The following is a 16,447-nucleotide window of genomic DNA, read 5'->3' as shown; positions in this document are numbered from 1 at the left end:
AACAGGGGTTTGCGTTGCGGGTGTGAGCAGTGGTACGTTGCGCTACACGCCGGTGTAGCTCAGTCGGTAGAGCAGCGCACTCGTAACGCGAAGGTCGCAGGTTCGATTCCTGTCTCCGGCACCATCCAGCTGTTCCGATACGTCTCTCCCTGTATACGGAACCTCTGAAAAGCCCGCCCAGTGCGGGCTTTCTTGTTTCTACCCGTCTCGATCTGTCTCTATGCATATACCAATTTTAGGTATACGTTAGGGTATACGCCGGTTCGACGAGAAAACGTATACCTATGGCACGCACTGTTACGCCCCTCTCAGACCCCAAATGCGAGGCCGCCAAGCCGCGGGACAAGGACTACACTCTGTTCGACGGCCAGGGCCTGTTCCTGCTGGTCAAGAAGAACGGCAGCAAGATCTGGCGCATGAAGTTCAAGCGGCCGGATGGTAGGGAGGGGCTGGCCACCTTCGGTAACTACCCCGCGTTGTCTCTCAAGGCTGCCCGAGAGAGGCGGGCAGAAGCGCTGGAGCTGTTGGCGCACGGCAAAGACCCGATTGAGAACGCCAGGCAGGAGAAGGTCGAGGCGGCGAATGCCAGGGCCAACACCTTCGGCGTGCTGGCCAAGGACTGGCATGACGCCTGCTCTAAGAAATGGTCACCAGGTCATGCCGCAACGGTGTGGCGGCGGATCGAAACTTACTTGCTTCCGGCCCTGGGCCAGCGCCCGGTAGCCGGCCTGAAGACCCGCGACCTGCTGGCGCCGCTCAAGGCTGTGGAGAAGCGCGAAGTTCTGGATACTGCCGGCCGGCTACGGCAGTACATGACCGGGATCATGCGCATGGCTGTCCAGCACGGGCACATCGACACGAACCCTGCAGTCGACCTACAGGGCGCAACCGCCACGCGCAAGACCGTCCACCGGCCTGCGCTGGCGCTCGAGCGGCTGCCTGAACTGCTGCAAAGAATCGACAGCGACACCGGTCGCCCGCTGACCCGGCTGGCCACCCAACTCACCCTGCTGGTCTTTATTCGCTCCAGTGAGTTGCGGTTTGCTCGCTGGCCAGAGATCGACGCCGGTCGCTCCATGTGGGAAATCCCCGGCGAGCGCCAGCAGATCGAAGGCGTGAAGAACTCGCACCGAGGCTCCAAGATGAGCACTCCCCACCTGGTGCCGCTGAGTCGCCAGGCCTTGGCCACACTTGAGCAGGTGCGCCAGCTCACCGGGCGCTTCGATCTAGTGTTTGCCGGCGACAGCAACCACTGGAAGCCGATGAGCGAGAATACGGTGAATAAGGCGCTTCGGCGCATGGGCTACGAGACCAAAACCGAGGTGTGCGGCCACGGGTTCAGGGCTATGGCCTGTTCTGCCCTGGTCGAATCGGGACTGTGGAGCAAGGACGCGGTAGAGCGGCAGATGAGCCACCAGGAGCGTAACAGCGTGCGGGCGGCCTACATCCACAAGGCCGAGTACATCGAGGAGCGCCGGCTGATGGTTCAGTGGTGGGCGGATTATCTCGAAGCGAACAAAGAGACACACATCACACCCTACGACTTTGCGCATAGGGATGGACACGTTGCGAATGCCGTGCGAGGCATCTTCGGTAGGCGAGCGTGAAGACCGGCGGCTCCTCGGATAGACTGCCGGCGCTGGTATATGGGGAGGTCTGGCTATGGCCAAGATTGAAAGTGTGAAGGATCTGCCGCGTTGGTTCAGTCTCGTCAAATACGAGGCTTCTGCTCGCTTTAATGCGGTGGAGTGGTACAGGCAGCTGCTGGAACGGCAGAGCTTGTTCATAGAGGCTTTGGATAGCCGAGAGCCGAATTCGCTTCTACCTGACTGGTACCCGGGAGCAGTCGGTGACCTTCGTGAGTCGCCACTTGAGCTGCCCGAGTCGATTAATGATGTAGAGGTGAAGCGACTCGCCGTCAGCTCTCTCCGAGCATATGACTTGCGAATCACCGCTTTTGAGGAAATGCACAGGCTAGGCCGCGATAATTCGAGTGGGGTTGACTATCACGTGCTATTTGACCGCTCGTGGCAGACGAAGATTTCGGTGCTTACACCTGGATCGAATGCGAAGCAGCCCGTGGTGGTGGTCGATCTGGGAGCGACCGATTCAACTCTGAAGGCCGCCTTTGCTGTTTGGCTTGCTGAGGCAAGAAGGGCTCAACCGGCCTCCGCTCCCAGTCGAAGTAAACCAAACTGGCGGCGTTGGGCCAGGTATGGGCTGCTCCCATACATTGACCTCTGGATATGGTCCATTGAGACGGGGAACCACATTCCTGACCGGGTCATGTCAGCCGCTATTACCACCTATGACGCTGGCGAAGCCAACCTGCGGAAGACTGTCGTGCCGCTTGCCAAGGATTTGTTGCTCGATCTCTCTGCCCTGCAGGCACTTGCTGCGATGGAAGGAGTGCAAAACTCATCTGCGAATTCGGAAAGTTTTGAGGGATAAAAGCTTCCGGACAGTTTTGGCTGCATAAACTCGGATCGTACTGATCGGGCCCGTTTCTTAATCTGAACCCGTCCTAACCACAACGGGAAGCAGATATGAACACGCTCAAGCCCACCCAAATCCAACCTGTAGTCCAGTTCGATCCAGCTAATACGATCATCCGCTTTCCCGAGGTCGAGGCCATCACCGGCCTGGCCCGCGCCACCGTCTACAAGCGCCTCAAGGATGATCCTACTTTCCCCAAGCCCGTATCGCTGAGCAACAGCAAGTCGCGTGGCTCGCCCGTAGGCTTTGTCCTGGCTGAAATCCAACTGTGGGTACGCCAGCGCATCGCGTTGCGCGAGGTGGCCTAAATGAAAAAGAGCCAGCCCCAAAGTAAGCAGGCCAGCCCGTCGCAAGGCAATGTTACCACCAGCAAACCGCCCAGCAAGATCGCCCGGGTACTGGCGTATATGCTGAGTGACGGCAGTTTGCAACGCTTCGAGGCCGAACGTCTGGGTGACCACTGCTTGCACTCGACCATCAGCAGCTTGGCCCACGGCTATGGCCTGAAGTTCCAGCGCCAGCTCGAGCGCGTGCCGAATCATTGGGGCGAGCCTTGCACCGTGACCAGGTACACCCTCCCTGCCAGTGAGCACGGCCGCGCCAGCGCCGTGCTGGACATGCTGTGCTCGCCCCTGAACCAGCGCCAGCGGGTGGCGGCATGATCGGCTTGGCGCTCAAGAACCGCGATGAGCGGTCGATATTTTTGGTTGCAGGCAATCGTGATGCTCGGTATGGTTCGCCCAAATCCACGGTAAATCCCGTGGTCGGGTTTGGCGACTCGAACTACCTAAGGCGCAACAGCGCCCCCATTACGATTGCAGGCGCTTTTTTTATGCCCGCAGTCTCGTGTTATGGCGGCTGTGCGTGGGAGACCTTCGTGTCTGCCGGTTTCCTTGGGTACCGGTTCGCCAACCTGCGTACAGCTGCCACCCATAATCGTTTGGCGACGGTTCGTGGCAGCTCCAATACCCAAGGAGCTCGACCCATGCACGCCCTCAATCCGTCCGAAATATCCCGCGAGCACCAGAGCGCATACTGCTCGAAACTGTTGAAGACACTTCTGCGCTACTCAACTCCATCTGAGCTTTCCCGCATCACCGCCACCCTGGAAGGGGAGGTGGCGAAGACCTTGGCGACTCGCTTCGTCCCCGGTCTCAATGATGCAAGCTATGAGGTCTACCGCAGCTTCTGGTTGAAGGGTGGTGCCCAGTGATGAAGAACTTCAGCCTTCGCGCATACGCCCACCGCCGCCTGGCCCTGGCCGCACTTCGCGCAAACTCTTCCCTATCTGTCCGTCTCGCCCGCTACAACCATCACGCCGAGATCGCACGCGACCTGGAAGCGCAAGGTGGTGCCCAATGAACCACTTCCCAAGCCTTGCGACCCTTGAAGGCGAGGTGCTCTCAGAGGCGGTGCTCGACGCCCGCGCCATGTGCTCGATGAACTTTGCCAGGGATGAATTCAACAAGCTTTACGAGCTGCTCTACCCCATGTGTTCGAGCCATACGGAAGGGCCGATGTGCGACATTGCACGGCACCTGGAGCAGGTCCGAATTTTCAGCCGTAATTTCTGCTGGGCTCATCGCCACCTGGGAGCCTCGTATGGCGTTGTGGGCGAGCGCGCAGGCATGGATGACGAGGTGATCGTATGACCTCCATCATCCACATGGCTGACGACACCCAGGACGATCTGCGTGACGTACAAAGCGTGCTGGTGCTGCTGAGCATGGCCCTGGCGGTGATCGCCGCACCGACCACGCCCCTCATCGTCGCCCGCGTCACCGCCGTAATGGCGCAGCACACAGCCATGGCCTGGGCTGAAATGCTGGACGGCGTGATTGCTGAGCAAAGGGGTGAGCTATGAGTGTCGTAAACAAAGCGCCCATTACTTGCCGGGACGATCTCACTTTCACTAGCCGCGACAATTGTGGGCGGATGGTCAACTGGCCACGCAATAACCCCGGCGTGGCGGCTGACTGGGGAAAGGGCATCGCCTTTTTCGATAGTGAGATTGCCGAACTGTCGGCCAATGATGAAACCGCGGCGTATGAGGCCATCAGGTTCGCCATCACCGACATGGGCGGTCGTACCACCAATCTAGAGCTGGGCTTTGCAGACGCCGTGGCCAAGGCCGCCGCCCTGGGCCTGCGAGCAATGCGCAGCGGCACCGAGCGCTTCGCGCCTATCGACTTCGACGGGGAGTAACCCATGCAAAATCAAAACAGTGCGCAAGCGCTGATGGGATCGGCTTGCCCAAAGAAAGCCACCGAGCTGTTTTACGTGAGCCATCCGAAGGCCGATCGGGCCTTGTTGGGGCCGTTCCTGAGCCAGGCCGATGCCGAGTGTGGGCGCGTAGTTTTGCGTAGTGCTGAAGCCGTGGTGACGGCCTGTCTCGTCGACTCAATGGACGAGCTGACCTACTGGCACGCGGTGAACAATGGCCAGGTCTGCCGGTCTTTTGCTGGCGCTAAGGGGGGTGAGCCATGAGTAAGGTCACGCCCATTCGCCGCAATGGTGCCGGTGGCCCACCGACTGCTGGTGCCTACATCGACAGCGCCAGCTATGCCCTGCTGGTGGAAACCCTAGTGGGCTTCCTCGAACTGCGCATTGCCGAGGGTGACGCTGGCCGTCACTGCCCTGAGCTGGAGCGCCTGACCATCCAACTGGAACGGCTGGCCAAGCGCTTCACGCCACCGCAGGGGGCCGCATGACCGACGCGAAGATCCTGTTTCGTGACGTGCTCCAGTCGGCCTGTGGGCCGCTCGATTGGCTGCCCCTGGACGATGGCGATATCCACCGCTTCCACGTCCCCGGCGACAAGCCAGGCACGCTCAATGGCTGGTACTGCCTGTTTGCCGATGGCATCGCCTCGGGTGCGTTCGGTAGCTGGAAGACGGGTGGCACCAGCACCTGGTGTAGCCGTGAGCCTGTGGACGCCCGCGAAGCCGATCAGGTGCGCCAGCGTATCGAGCAAGCCCGGCGCCAGCGGGAGGCCGAACGGCAGCGGCGCCAGCTCAGAGCGGCCAGCCTGGCACAGCACTGGTGGCGTGATGCCCGCCGTGCTGACCCGGCCCACCCTTACCTGGTCGCCAAGGGCATTCGTGCCCACGGCCTGCGCCAGCGTGGTGACGATCTGCTGGTGCCGCTGTATGCCGGTGGCGTGTTGGCGAACCTGCAACGTATCGCCCCGGACGGTGACAAGCGTTTCCTGTATGGCGGGCGGATCAAGGGCGTCTATTCGCCCCTGGGGCGCATCACTCCGGGCAAACCGCTGTGCATCTGCGAGGGCTGGGCCACGGGAGCCACGCTCCACGAGAGCGGCTACACGGTCGCTTGTGCAATGAACGCCGGGAACCTGAAACCGGTGGCGGTGGCGCTACGGGCCGACCACCCCGGCACCGAAATCATCATCGCCGGCGACGACGACCGCGAAACCGAGGCCGAGGGCAAGGGTAACCCGGGGCGCACCGCCGCCCATGACGCCGCAGCCGCATGTGGTGGTCTGGTGACTTTCCCCGAGTGGCCGGCCGATGCGCCGCTGACCCTTTCCGACTTCAACGACCTCGCCGCCTGGAGGTGCCGCCATGCGTCCGCCTGATAACAACGTCATCAACCTGCGCCCCGAAGCGCCCAAGGTCGAGCCTGATCGCCCTTGCTGGGGCGTGTACGAACACTGGGTAACCAATGAGAAGGGCCGCAGGATCAAGCCCGGTGTGTACTGGCACGGCTTTAAGCGCAGCGCCGGCGACGACGACAACGACGACGACAAGGCCGACCGCCCCATCACTGACGAGTGGATCGCCACGCCCGTGACCGTCGCCGCTCGCACCACCAACAGCGATGACGGCAGCGAAGGCCGGTTTCTGCGCCTGCTCACCGACAGCGGCCCCAAGGAATGGATCATTCCCATGGAGGTGTTCGGTGGGAGCGGCGAGGACGCCAGGCGGACGCTGTTCGGCATGGGCGTCATCATCGCCTTGAAGAAGCGCGGCCAGTTCATGGAGTACCTGCTGGACCAGCGCCCTGCAGAGGTGTTCTCGACCACCTGCCGGCCCGGCTGGCATGAGTCAGGTGCCTTTGTGCTGCCTGGGCGCACCATTGGCAGCGACAAAGTGCGCTACCAGGCCAGCGCCAAGGGGCAGAACCTGTTCAGCGTGCGGGGTAGCTTCGACGCCTGGAAGACCGAAGTGGCGGCCAAGTGCGAGGGCAACCCGGTACTGACCCTGGCCATTGGCTGCGCCCTCGCTGGCCCGCTGCTGAGCTTGGTGGGCGTGCTGGGTGGTGGTGTTCACCTGGTGGGCGACAGTTCCAGCGGCAAGTCGCTGGCGCAACTGATCGGCTCGTCCGTATGGGGCGACCCAGGGATCTTCGCGGCGTCCTGGGACATGACCAAGGGCGGACTGGAGATCGAGGCGTCCAGCCGCAACGACACGATGTTGCCCCTGGACGAGATCAAGCGGGCCGACCCCAAGCGCGTACAGGAGATGGCCTACTCGCTCGCCAACGGCCAAGGCAAGGGCACCATGACCCGCGACCGTGAAGCCCGCGGCAAACTGAGCTGGCGCCTGCTGGCGCTGTCCAGCGGTGAGCGTTCCCTATCCGAGCACGCGGCCATCAGCGGCAATGCCGCACACGCTGGCGCTGAGCTACGCATGGTCGACGTGAACGCCGGTACCCGCACACACCGCGCCTTCGATGAATTGCACGGCCTGGAGGGCGCCGACTTCCACCGCCAGCTCACGGTGGCCGTAGGAGCGAACCATGGGCACATCGGGCCGGCATTCGTGGAGAAGCTGCTGGCCAGCGATGACCGCCCCGGCCTCCTGGAGGACTTCGCCGGTATCCGCGCCCAGTTTGTCGAGGACAACGCCCAGGCCGGGCGGGTGGCGGATCGCTTCGCGGTGATCGCCCTGGCCTGCGAAATGGCCATTGCCTACGGCTTGCTGCCCTGGACGCCGGGCACTGCTCTAGCCGACTGCCAGTTGCTGTACGGCGAGTGGTTGAGCCGGGTGGGCGGTGGCAACGCCGAGGACCGTCAGATCCTGGTCGGCATCCTCGACTTCATCGACAAGCACGGTAGCAGCCGGTTTTCGAACGTAGAAGACCAGACGCCGGACACCAAGGTGTTCAACCGCGCCGGGTACTGGGAAGTGGTAGGTGCTAAGCGCCTGTACCTGTTCAACAAGTCCGCACTAACTGAGGCCGCCCACGGGCACGGGCTGGCGCGTGTCGTGAAGGCGCTGGAAAGCGCTGGTGCGCTCGCCAAGCACGACACTGACCGGGACAGCCGCAGGACCAAGAAGTACCGCCTGCCTGCTGGCGGGTCTGCCCGTCTGTATGTGATCGATCCCGACGCCATAGATAGCGAAGGCGGTGGCCTATGACCGTCATCACCATCCAACGCCAATGCCCGAATCCACAGGAACCTAAAAACGTGGGGAACAGGGGGAACGGGGGAACAGCCAGCAAATACGCGGCCTGTAGCCGTTCCCCCTTATTGAAGTGTTGGGGAACAGGGGGAACACAACCATGCTTTTGAATATAAGCGCCTGTGCCTTTCCTGATTTTTGGTTATCACTGTTCCCCCGTTTTTCGGGTGGGGAACACGTACCCCCGCTGGAGGCCCCGGAAACACTGGGTGTTCCCCGCGTTCCCCCGTTCCCCCGATTTTTTTTCACAGACACATTTGGGCGCTATGGGAATCAGGACGAGGTGACGCCATGAGCCTCCTTGCCGACCTGCTCAATCACATGCCGCCGAACGTTGCTGGCGCTGGCAAACCGCCCATAGCGAAACGCGCCCCGGATCGTCCGCGCCTGGTGCTGGTCGAGCCTGCGCTATTGCCGTCCAGCCCCTACGCCAACGCCGCCAATGCCACGCCTGAATGGCGTCAGGCCCGCGACCGGTACATCAGCCATGTCATGACCTGCCGGGGCTGCTATGCGCCTGGTGGTCGCCACTGCCTGGTCGGCGCCGAGCTGCGCACCGCCTACGACACCACGCCCATGGAGGCACACCCATGACGTCCACACCGACCATGCGCCTGTGCGATATCGCCTTGAAGCCAGGGATCAGCGCCAGCACGCAGCTCATCACCACCCGGCGCATCTGCCGCAACATCAGCCGCAACCTCGATGCGATCCAGGCCGAGCGACGTGCCATGCGCCGCCAGGCGGGCAAGCTGAAAGCGTTCCTGCCGTTCACCCGCCAGGCCATTGCCGATCTGGAGGAGCAGGCGCAGACGCACCGATCGGTTGAGCGCGCCAAAGCGCTGGTGGCGCTTGCGGGCTTCGGCCAATCGCTCTTGTTCGACCGTGACGGCCTGGCCGTCGTCCTGGGGTTCGAGCGCCTGTGCGACCTCTTGAGCGTGAACATGGTGGAGCGCGAACAGGCCAGGCGGGAGGGCGTCACCAGTCTAGAAGGCCTGGTGTTCACTCATGCGCTGGAGGACAGCGCAGAGCGCCGAGGGCAAGACTGGAATGACGCGCCGCTGTTCAACGCCTGCCACGCGGCCATGGCGGACTTCATCAGGGATTGTCCGGATGGCGTGTTGCCTGACCCGTTCGCACCTGGGGCGCCATTCGGGCCGAAGCTGCCGCCCAAGCTGAGGGTGGTGTAAGCCATGGCCATGCTGAAACAGGCTGATTCAGCCGAAAAAATGAGACACCGGGTTTCAGACGAGCAACGGCGCCTGGTGCTGGATCTGCGCCGCCGTCACTCGCTGCGTGAGGTGGCCGAGATTACCGGCCTACCGCTGGGAACGGTGAAGACCCTGGTTTCACGCTCCGGGGCGTTCCGCGACAACGAGCAGCACCGCGCCTTGTTCACCCTGCCGCCGATCAGCGCCAGCACCGAGACGCTGCCGAGCGTGCCCGAGCTGCCGCCGCAGGAGGTGGTTACCGGCGACAAGGAGGTGGATGCGGTGCTCTGGCTGCGCTCGATCATCAGCACCGGGCAGAGCGCCCTGATTGAACGGGCCATGGAGGGCGCCAAGAAGATCAGGACGCCGCTCGATGCGCTGGAGAAGCGGTACCGGGATTACCTGGTGGCCACAAACCCTGGCCACCCATTCGCCGCCATGTCGTCGTTCGGCTTCGCTGACCTGGATGCGCTGGCCACGCGGGCCATCGAGCAGCACCGGCTACGTCTGGAAGGCGCCGCCCGCTTCGGTGATGCCCTGCTGGCCGACACCGAGGCGGAATCGTTCTGTATCGCAGCGCTGCGCGGGCTGGAGGCTACCGGCCAATTCGGTGACTTCGACCAGAGCGAAGTGGCTGCCCGGTTCAGCGCCCACCCTGAGCTGCTACCCCACACCTTGGCGGATTGCCTGTACGAGCTGGGCTACTGGGACCAGCTCTACCAGCTGCGCAACGCCGTCGACCGGGACGCCAGCGACGGGCCGGCCGAGGCGACGGCGCGGGATTGGTTCGTATTCGGGCTGCTGGCGCAGATCCGGCCCCGAGACAAGGCCGAAGCGCTGGCTGTGTTCCGCTATCTGATCGCCAGCCAGCGCGACGACATGGCGGAGTCAGAGGCAATTCTTTGCAACCTGATCGGGTGACCAGCTCGATCGATCACACCACCGGGCATCTGCCCACAACAAGCGCCAGCGGCGCATCAAGGAGTTCACTTATGGCAGCTACAGCAGCTCACTACACCCCAAGGACAGCTGTCCGTCTTGGAGGCTTCCTACGTCGAAAATATTTCAAGGAGCAAAGTTTCCTGTTGGACCGGGGAGACCCCAGGGAGGCAGTCAAAGCGATCGACGTGAACTATCCAGGCTTTGCCCAGGATGTTGCCGATGCTGAAAGCCGAGGGCTACGTTTCGCGGTTTTCAAAAATGGCAGAAACATCGGGGAGGAGGAACTTGGCATGGGAGGCGCTCGAGAGCTGCGGTTCGTGCCTGTGGTCCATGGGAGCAAGCGCGCAGGTCTTCTTCAGACAGTGATAGGCGTAGCGTTGATCGTCGTAGCTTCGTTCATGACCGCGGGGGCAGCCGCAACGGCAGTTATGGGAGCCGGCATTGCAAATACCGCTGGAGGCGTAATTCAGATGCTTAGCCCGCAGGCTGGTGGCCTCTCACAGAGCGGAGCGCCGGAGAACCTTCCTAGTTACGCGTTCGGCGGCGCCAAGAATACTGTGGCGAGTGGAAACCCCGTACCAATCTGCATCGGCCATCGACGTTGGGGCGGAGCAATCATTTCTGCATCAATTGTTGCGGAGGATAAGGTGTGAAGGTGCGAGAAAGGATCAGTCTCACAATCAAGGCCATCGCTCAGAAAGATTACGCCCAGGTCCGCAAGTTGGTAGACAGCTGCCCCACTGAGCATGTGGAGGTTGCAAGCCTAGAGTTTCTCAATACGACAAGGATGCTGTGTCGTGTAGCCCAGCTGTTCGAATGCGAAATGCGCGGGCTAGCCCTGAACTTCGCAAGTACCGCTATGGGGAATGACGCTGGAGGGATCACGGATTGCCTTGACCAGGTGGCCGCGGCGAATCAAGCCTTTGCGGAATTCTGCGATGATTTCAATGTGTGTGCAGACGACCTGCTCGGAACGATGGGTGGCCATCATCCTGCCGTGGCCTATCTGACCGGTATGACTCCAAAACCAAAAGGAGAATTGGTGGACTACTGGCGGCAAGCGTTCGCCATAGCGGCCAGTGGAGAGGTGCTAGGCGAACGACGCCACTGATTGGGCTTTGCTCAGGCGCATGGTAGGTTTTCAGTTTTCTTCGTAATGGATGACCGACCATGCGCTGTGCCAGCCTCGCTTTGACCGCAGCCGTTACCCTTTTGATTGCCGGGTGTTATTCGCCCGGTGAGCTGATCCAGAAGGGGCCAACCTATGCTGCTCAGACCCACAAGTCTCCCAAGCAATATGCCTTGTGTGTTTTTCCTCAATGGCAGGAATCGAGGCCGGATGCGACCTTGAGCGAGACGGAGAACGGCTACAGGTTGTTGAGCGGGAACGACATGAACACCAATGAAGTTCTGCAGGTCAGCAAAACCGCAATGGGGAGCGATGTGAAGTTCTATCAGCGCTCGTATCTCGATTTTGGGGCTGGCAAGGCGACGGCGCTGGAATCGACAAAGAACTGCCTGTGAATGTTGCCGCGCCACGAAATGCGACCTCACCGTTTTGTGGCGCGAGACAGGCAAAGGGGAGCCTTTGAACTGTGTTGTCTATTGCTCCAATTTTTAAAATAAAGGAGTGCTTTCACTGCGCTTTAGTAATGGATTGCGTAATTATGTTTTCAAGATCCATTCTGTAGGTATATAGTCCGCGTTTCCAACTAAGGCCACAATACGTTCGCACTCAGACGTAGGGGAAACCCAAATTATTTCGCCGATAGTTCCGGAGTGTTGTCCTAGTATTTTAAATACCGCACGAGCAGCATTGTCATTAGACGCTATAATGCTTTTAACCAGAATGGCAGCATCCACAACGTGTGCGTCTTTCTTTGCAATCAGCTTCTGTGCGTCGCTAATTTGTGCTGCGTCAATTATTTCCGAAACACTAGATGCTATCTTAACTCGGTCTATTTTTTTCTTCGCGGTCATTGACGAGTGCCATCTAGTCGAATATAGAGATTTATGCTTGTTCCATTCCTCTCTTAAAGTTGGGCAGAATACAGCTCTCGCCTCCGACTCTAATATGGCTTTTAGTACCTCTCGAGCCCCTTTTGATACTGGGTTCTCTGATGCCCCTGCTGCCCTTGCCACGTCAGCATCGACTACAAAACTCTGGCACTTAATTTTCATTTTCAGCGGCCTCTTCAGCGGCCTCTTCAACGGCATCAAGATATTCTTGCTCTACGTCTAGGGCCACGCTGTCGAAGTCTTCGGGCCAGTCGCCAAACGCGCCAAAGTTATCCAACTTTGATTTATTTATCTGAGTCTGACCCGTTGTTGGGTCTTGAGTGAACCAATTTAAATTAACTTGTTCGCCTTTGAGCAAGCCTTTTGCAACCAATATTTGAATTCCGCGAATTAGTATGGAGCTATGAGTTTCGATGACTACGTGTACGCCGCCTTCAATCACAGCGCTTGCGATTATTTTGGATAGTTCATACTGAGCTCGAGGGTGTAAGTGAAGTTCCGGTTGCTCCACATATACAACTTGCCCCTTCTTAGCTGAAAGCAGTGCAACGAGCACGGGCAGGGTTTGTGAGACGCCAAACCCTACATCGGCAATATTCACATAATCCGATTTGGCCGCCGCACACCCTCTATGTCGGGAGATTAGAATCTCGAGGCGCGTATCATTTATCGGAGAAATGTCAATGGATGTAGCCAGGCCCAGATCTTTCAATTGGGCAATCAAGGTTTTAAATTTCTGCTGGTTGGTTCGTGTATTTTTCCAACGACTGATAATACTAGCTATGTATCTTTCAAAAGAGCCGGGGAATTTTGATTCAGATGAGGCTACTTTGTACGATCTTTCCGGGTTTCCTCGTAGTCCGGGAACGTGAATCAACTCTGAGGTTAGTCTCTTCAAACCCTCTGCTGGCAGTATGCCTGCGGAGAATGGTAATCTTTTGGAAGAGTGGAGTTTCAGCCCCAAAAAGCAACGATCCCTAACCACTCGCCAACTCAGTCCTTCAAAGCTTTCAAATACACTCTTGAATGGTTCAAACTTTTCGTTTGTCAGAATGGATTCGATCTCAGTGTTTTTCATACCTAGGCGTATTTCAGATCCTTGGTTGAAATCACCTCCGCTCATGCTCATTTTTTCAACGGTTATTCCGCGTTTTGCATTGAATTTGTAAGACGCGGTGATGCTCTTTTCAGCTGATTCAAGCGTGACGCTAAATGAGTTCAGATTCGATTCAGGAACTTTTGATATGATTTCGCTGGAGTCAGTTAGTCTGACATTTGCACCATCTAGAAGAAGCGAGCCCGAGTCAAATTCATTCTCAATCGACTGCTTCATTAATAGAAGAGGCTGCATAAAACTAGATTTGCCTGAGCTATTAGCACCGGCAAGTATTGTTAATCCGCCAATTTCAATAGAGCGCGGTTTGGCTATGGATTTGTAGCCTTCAATTGTTATCTTCATGGCCCCTCCTTGGGGAAAAATTGTGCATTTATATCATTCGCCGCGTTCAAAAGGGAACTGGACGTTAGCCTAGGAAGCCTGGAGATATGGGCATCTAAGGGGTTGAGGCGACAGTGCTAGCTCGGCTGGCTATAACGTTACCCATCGGATGCCACCGCCTTGAGTGCCTTCTGTCCAGGGAACCCTTGAGAGGGGAGTTGGCGCTCGTCATGCTGCGAACCGTAAGGAGGTTGGCCAGGCAACGAGTAATGGCAGGCGATTCGGCTTGCAAGCCGGGCCAGTTCGCACCGGTGGTTCGCGCGCCGGGTTCGCAACCCCCATGGCGCGAACCTGGGCGCCAGTCATAGCCGGCTGGCGTCAGATCTCTACCCCAGTGTGCTCGGCAATTTTCTTCCGGATAAAGCCTTTGGCTAAATCCTTCAGTAAGTCAACGCTGAACCCACCCGCAGCTTTGGCACCTTGGCGTGTTTTGCGCCATATCTCGTCATCTCGAACGGCGTCCACAAAGTCATGGCCAGACCAAGTGAGCTGCCGGAACTGAAATCCGTTCAATAGCCCTTTGCCACCCTGATCGACCAGCCCAGCTTGTACAGCTAGTTTGAGATGGTACCGAACTTCATCGTCGGTATATCCTTCGATGGCCAGTTCACCGTTGCGAAATATCAAAATTGAGTCAGCTTTGGTGCTCGCTCCTTCTAGGCGGAGCAAAAGCAAGCGCAGTAAGTCCATATCACGTTGCATCACACATCTCCTTGGTCTGAAGGCTAGGCTCACAGGTCAACTGCCCGCTGAGTATTCACCATTTCGCACCACGGTGTCGCAGAGCTGAAGCGCAATCTTCAGGCGCGAACCTGCGGGCCTGCCTGTTATCAAAAGTTATGGTTTCCAGGCGGGAGTTGCCACTCTGGTTTCCACGGTATTGCAGGCTCCCGGTGGCCCCAGCGCCAGCCGATCCGATCTCAGGTTTTCTCAGGTTCCACTATGTAGGAATCAGCACGGCAGGCTGGCCAGCAACTTTTACCGGGCCTTTACCGAATGTGAGACAGGCATGAGACGGAACCCGTATGGTCTGGGCATCCGAGGCCAAGTGCCAAGCATTGTCGGTAAAAAGCTGGTGGTCGGCGCCGTCTCACATTGCTGGTGATGCTGGACGCTACTTTGACCACACTTTGACGGATCACGGGCCAGGCAGATGGCGGTGGCGCATGTGGCCGGGCGTCTGAGGTATGTCCGGTGCGGGAGGCCGTCAAAGTCGAGCCCGTGGCCGTCTCATACCCCTGACAGGCCTAAGACGGATTTTGGACAGCTTTGGACAGCTTTGGACGGATCGCCGCTGGTGTTGCGCAATGGTGCTGGCGCTATGGCCTGTGATGGCTGGGCTGCCGGCGTGGTGGTGGTCTGCTCCGGCCGCATGCTCGTCCAGAATAGTCTGGTGAAGCTAGACCAGCACAAGACCGTGCTAGATGGTGGTCGGCGGCCCCATTCGCTGGATCACTGGCCGGGCTTGGCCTGGGCCTATGCGTGATGGGTTGGCGCGGACATTCCCGTCTAATGCCGAAGCCCCAATTCTGGACAGGCTCTGGACGATTTCAGGGCGTCAGCAAGTGGACGGGCGGGCTGGGGAGCACGTCAGATAGGTGGTGCGCACCGGTGCCGCTGGGTCTTGGTCGAATGGCTGTCCAGAATCGCCGTAACTCTGACCCGCCCCTGACGGAAATTCTTGACCAGTCTTGACGGATTGAAACGCTGGCGCTTGAGCATGATTAGCTGTAAGCCTTGCTGTACAAGGGCTGGTGCTATATCCGGAAGACCTGTGGGAGCGGGGGCCGTCAAGAATTTCCGTGCATGTTCGTCAAGAGAAGCCAGGCAGTCCAGGACCTGACAAAACCTGACACTCCGGGCCTGCAAAAGGGGGGAGCCAAAGTGATCCACCACTGCGCAGCGGGCCATGGCCACCACCACGGCTAAGGTATGGCGGATATCACCAGACCCTGGCGGCAAAGGTGTCTCCGAGACGGAGATGCCCAGTGCATTTGCCAGCCGTTGCCGATCAACTATGGTTCCTCGACAACTCAGTGGAGAGCCATGGATGAAAGAATTACGCACTGTTGCTGAGGTGCTTGAGCGCCTCAGTCATAACCAGGACGCACTGCGAGCCTCTGTAGAGGAGCTGGCCAAGTGGGTTGGCGAGCGGGGATCGGATGCGGTGGTGGGTAACGTCAACGGCGCGTTGGCGACCATGGATGACAACATCGATGCCGTGCGACAGGGAATTGCAGAGCTGGTGGCGGCGAGTGTTCGATAGCCCGGCAGAGCGGGCTGGCCAGCCTTGGCGAAACTCCCAATTCCGGCAATCTCGACTGATATTGGTAGTCTCGCCCCGCTTTGGCGAGCTAACGCCAGCAGTGGTACCTACATATACGCACAGCCCGCGCCAAGGTTTACAGCTTTGACAGCAGGTCGGAACAGGTGGCCCGGCAACCTGGTGCAAACTACCCGGATACTGGGCAGTTATCAGATAATCAGGCGCCAGGCTCACTCTCTGAGCACAACCACATCGAGGGCCGCACCATGTCCGTTATCGACTGCGACTACCTGCCCCAACCGGAGCCGGTCCAGTTCCCGCCAGAGCTGGCGCTACTGATTGTCAGGAAGGCCGCTGCCATGGCCGAGGCATTCGAGAGCAAGGCGCTCGATCGAATGACCATGGACGCCAGCAGGGCGCTGCGCGATGGAATGGAGCCGCGCAGGATCATCAGGCAGATTGGGCTTCAGATCCCGGCAAATTTTCCGGTATCTGCTTGAGCATGGGGTTGCTGTTAGATCGCAACACCCTCCAGCGACCAGCGACGGTCGTTGAATGGTGAAGCGCCAACCCACCGTCGCTGGGT

At 59.2% G+C, this 16,447-nt stretch carries 25 protein-coding genes and 1 tRNA gene; 23 read left to right on the top strand and 3 right to left on the bottom strand.

The window, feature by feature from the left end:
- Window positions 1-48 precede the first annotated feature (48 nt).
- From CKW35_RS11100 to CKW35_RS11010, 20 genes are all read left to right on the top strand, one after another.
- A tRNA-Thr gene (locus tag CKW35_RS11100) sits at window positions 49-124 on the top strand.
- 160 nt (window positions 125-284) lie between these two features.
- Entirely contained in the window at window positions 285-1,607 is a 1,323-nt protein-coding gene (locus tag CKW35_RS11095; RefSeq protein WP_095115934.1) for an integrase arm-type DNA-binding domain-containing protein, read from the top strand.
- Between the two features lie 55 nt (window positions 1,608-1,662).
- A complete protein-coding gene (locus CKW35_RS11090) occupies window positions 1,663-2,451 on the top strand; it encodes a DUF6387 family protein (RefSeq protein WP_095115932.1) in 789 nt (262 codons plus the stop codon).
- Window positions 2,452-2,546: 95 nt separating this feature from the next.
- Complete coding sequence (locus CKW35_RS11085) at window positions 2,547-2,804, top strand: AlpA family transcriptional regulator (RefSeq protein WP_095115930.1); 258 nt, start codon at window positions 2,547-2,549, stop codon at window positions 2,802-2,804.
- Window positions 2,805-3,158, top strand: coding sequence for a hypothetical protein (locus CKW35_RS11080; RefSeq protein ID WP_095115928.1), 354 nt, complete (start codon window positions 2,805-2,807; stop codon window positions 3,156-3,158).
- On the top strand, window positions 3,155-3,709 hold the full coding sequence (locus CKW35_RS28375; RefSeq protein WP_177434964.1) for a hypothetical protein: 555 nt from the start codon (window positions 3,155-3,157) through the stop codon (window positions 3,707-3,709). The genes CKW35_RS11080 and CKW35_RS28375 overlap by 4 nt, the downstream gene beginning before the upstream one ends.
- Window positions 3,709-3,858 carry a hypothetical protein gene (locus CKW35_RS28370; protein ID WP_177434963.1) on the top strand — a complete coding sequence of 50 codons (150 nt, stop codon included), beginning with the start codon at window positions 3,709-3,711 and terminating at the stop codon, window positions 3,856-3,858. Before CKW35_RS28375 ends, CKW35_RS28370 begins: the two co-directional genes overlap by 1 nt.
- On the top strand, window positions 3,855-4,148 hold the full coding sequence (locus CKW35_RS11070; RefSeq protein WP_095115926.1) for a hypothetical protein: 294 nt from the start codon (window positions 3,855-3,857) through the stop codon (window positions 4,146-4,148). The genes CKW35_RS28370 and CKW35_RS11070 overlap by 4 nt, the downstream gene beginning before the upstream one ends.
- A complete protein-coding gene (locus tag CKW35_RS11065; protein WP_095115924.1) occupies window positions 4,145-4,360 on the top strand; it encodes a hypothetical protein in 216 nt (71 codons plus the stop codon). The genes CKW35_RS11070 and CKW35_RS11065 overlap by 4 nt, the downstream gene beginning before the upstream one ends.
- Window positions 4,357-4,701 carry a hypothetical protein gene (locus CKW35_RS11060; protein WP_143499773.1) on the top strand — a complete coding sequence of 115 codons (345 nt, stop codon included), beginning with the start codon at window positions 4,357-4,359 and terminating at the stop codon, window positions 4,699-4,701. Before CKW35_RS11065 ends, CKW35_RS11060 begins: the two co-directional genes overlap by 4 nt.
- A 3-nt stretch (window positions 4,702-4,704) precedes the next feature.
- Window positions 4,705-4,983 carry a hypothetical protein gene (locus CKW35_RS11055; protein WP_095115922.1) on the top strand — a complete coding sequence of 93 codons (279 nt, stop codon included), beginning with the start codon at window positions 4,705-4,707 and terminating at the stop codon, window positions 4,981-4,983.
- The gene (locus CKW35_RS11050; protein ID WP_095115920.1) at window positions 4,980-5,207 is read left to right on the top strand and encodes a hypothetical protein; all 228 of its coding nucleotides are present in this window, start codon (window positions 4,980-4,982) and stop codon (window positions 5,205-5,207) included. The genes CKW35_RS11055 and CKW35_RS11050 overlap by 4 nt, the downstream gene beginning before the upstream one ends.
- Window positions 5,204-6,094, top strand: coding sequence for a toprim domain-containing protein (locus tag CKW35_RS11045; RefSeq protein ID WP_095115918.1), 891 nt, complete (start codon window positions 5,204-5,206; stop codon window positions 6,092-6,094). Before CKW35_RS11050 ends, CKW35_RS11045 begins: the two co-directional genes overlap by 4 nt.
- Window positions 6,081-7,880, top strand: coding sequence for a DUF927 domain-containing protein (locus CKW35_RS11040; protein ID WP_095115916.1), 1,800 nt, complete (start codon window positions 6,081-6,083; stop codon window positions 7,878-7,880). Before CKW35_RS11045 ends, CKW35_RS11040 begins: the two co-directional genes overlap by 14 nt.
- Before the next feature lie 336 nt (window positions 7,881-8,216).
- Entirely contained in the window at window positions 8,217-8,519 is a 303-nt protein-coding gene (locus tag CKW35_RS11035; protein ID WP_095115914.1) for a hypothetical protein, read from the top strand.
- Window positions 8,516-9,115, top strand: coding sequence for a hypothetical protein (locus tag CKW35_RS11030; protein WP_095115912.1), 600 nt, complete (start codon window positions 8,516-8,518; stop codon window positions 9,113-9,115). Before CKW35_RS11035 ends, CKW35_RS11030 begins: the two co-directional genes overlap by 4 nt.
- Before the next feature lie 3 nt (window positions 9,116-9,118).
- Window positions 9,119-10,057: a hypothetical protein gene (locus CKW35_RS11025; protein ID WP_256583387.1), complete on the top strand. Its 939-nt coding sequence runs from the start codon at window positions 9,119-9,121 to the stop codon at window positions 10,055-10,057.
- 71 nt (window positions 10,058-10,128) lie between these two features.
- Window positions 10,129-10,731, top strand: a complete 603-nt coding sequence (locus CKW35_RS11020) for a tail assembly protein (RefSeq protein WP_095115911.1) — start codon at window positions 10,129-10,131, stop codon at window positions 10,729-10,731.
- Complete coding sequence (locus CKW35_RS11015; RefSeq protein ID WP_095115909.1) at window positions 10,728-11,189, top strand: hypothetical protein; 462 nt, start codon at window positions 10,728-10,730, stop codon at window positions 11,187-11,189. The genes CKW35_RS11020 and CKW35_RS11015 overlap by 4 nt, the downstream gene beginning before the upstream one ends.
- 59 nt (window positions 11,190-11,248) lie before the next feature.
- Entirely contained in the window at window positions 11,249-11,602 is a 354-nt protein-coding gene (locus tag CKW35_RS11010; protein WP_095115907.1) for a hypothetical protein, read from the top strand.
- 141 nt (window positions 11,603-11,743) lie between these two features.
- Here the strand turns inward: CKW35_RS11010 and CKW35_RS27855 are convergent, their stop codons facing one another.
- The 3 genes from CKW35_RS27855 to CKW35_RS11000 all read right to left on the bottom strand — a co-directional run bounded on the left by CKW35_RS27855 (window position 11,744) and on the right by CKW35_RS11000 (window position 14,297).
- Window positions 11,744-12,295, bottom strand: coding sequence for a hypothetical protein (locus CKW35_RS27855; protein ID WP_143499771.1), 552 nt, complete (start codon window positions 12,293-12,295; stop codon window positions 11,744-11,746).
- Window positions 12,249-13,556 (bottom strand): AAA family ATPase, encoded by a 1,308-nt coding sequence (locus CKW35_RS11005; RefSeq protein ID WP_095115905.1) that lies wholly within the window; start codon window positions 13,554-13,556, stop codon window positions 12,249-12,251. Before CKW35_RS11005 ends, CKW35_RS27855 begins: the two co-directional genes overlap by 47 nt.
- Before the next feature lie 357 nt (window positions 13,557-13,913).
- On the bottom strand, window positions 13,914-14,297 hold the full coding sequence (locus tag CKW35_RS11000; RefSeq protein WP_095115903.1) for a DUF2513 domain-containing protein: 384 nt from the start codon (window positions 14,295-14,297) through the stop codon (window positions 13,914-13,916).
- A gap of 595 nt (window positions 14,298-14,892) precedes the next feature.
- Between CKW35_RS11000 and CKW35_RS27850 the strand changes: the two genes are divergently transcribed.
- The 3 genes from CKW35_RS27850 to CKW35_RS10990 all read left to right on the top strand — a co-directional run bounded on the left by CKW35_RS27850 (window position 14,893) and on the right by CKW35_RS10990 (window position 16,361).
- Window positions 14,893-15,081, top strand: a complete 189-nt coding sequence (locus tag CKW35_RS27850; protein WP_143499769.1) for a hypothetical protein — start codon at window positions 14,893-14,895, stop codon at window positions 15,079-15,081.
- A gap of 564 nt (window positions 15,082-15,645) precedes the next feature.
- Entirely contained in the window at window positions 15,646-15,861 is a 216-nt protein-coding gene (locus CKW35_RS10995) for a hypothetical protein (protein ID WP_095115901.1), read from the top strand.
- Window positions 15,862-16,127: 266 nt separating this feature from the next.
- Window positions 16,128-16,361 carry a hypothetical protein gene (locus CKW35_RS10990; protein WP_095115899.1) on the top strand — a complete coding sequence of 78 codons (234 nt, stop codon included), beginning with the start codon at window positions 16,128-16,130 and terminating at the stop codon, window positions 16,359-16,361.
- The last annotated feature ends 86 nt before the right edge of the window (window positions 16,362-16,447 follow it).

It is taken from the genome of Pseudomonas sp. Irchel 3F3 (assembly GCF_900187545.1).
Lineage (GTDB): Bacteria > Pseudomonadota > Gammaproteobacteria > Pseudomonadales > Pseudomonadaceae > Aquipseudomonas > Aquipseudomonas fortuita.
This window is presented reverse-complemented; position numbering and strand designations above follow the sequence as displayed.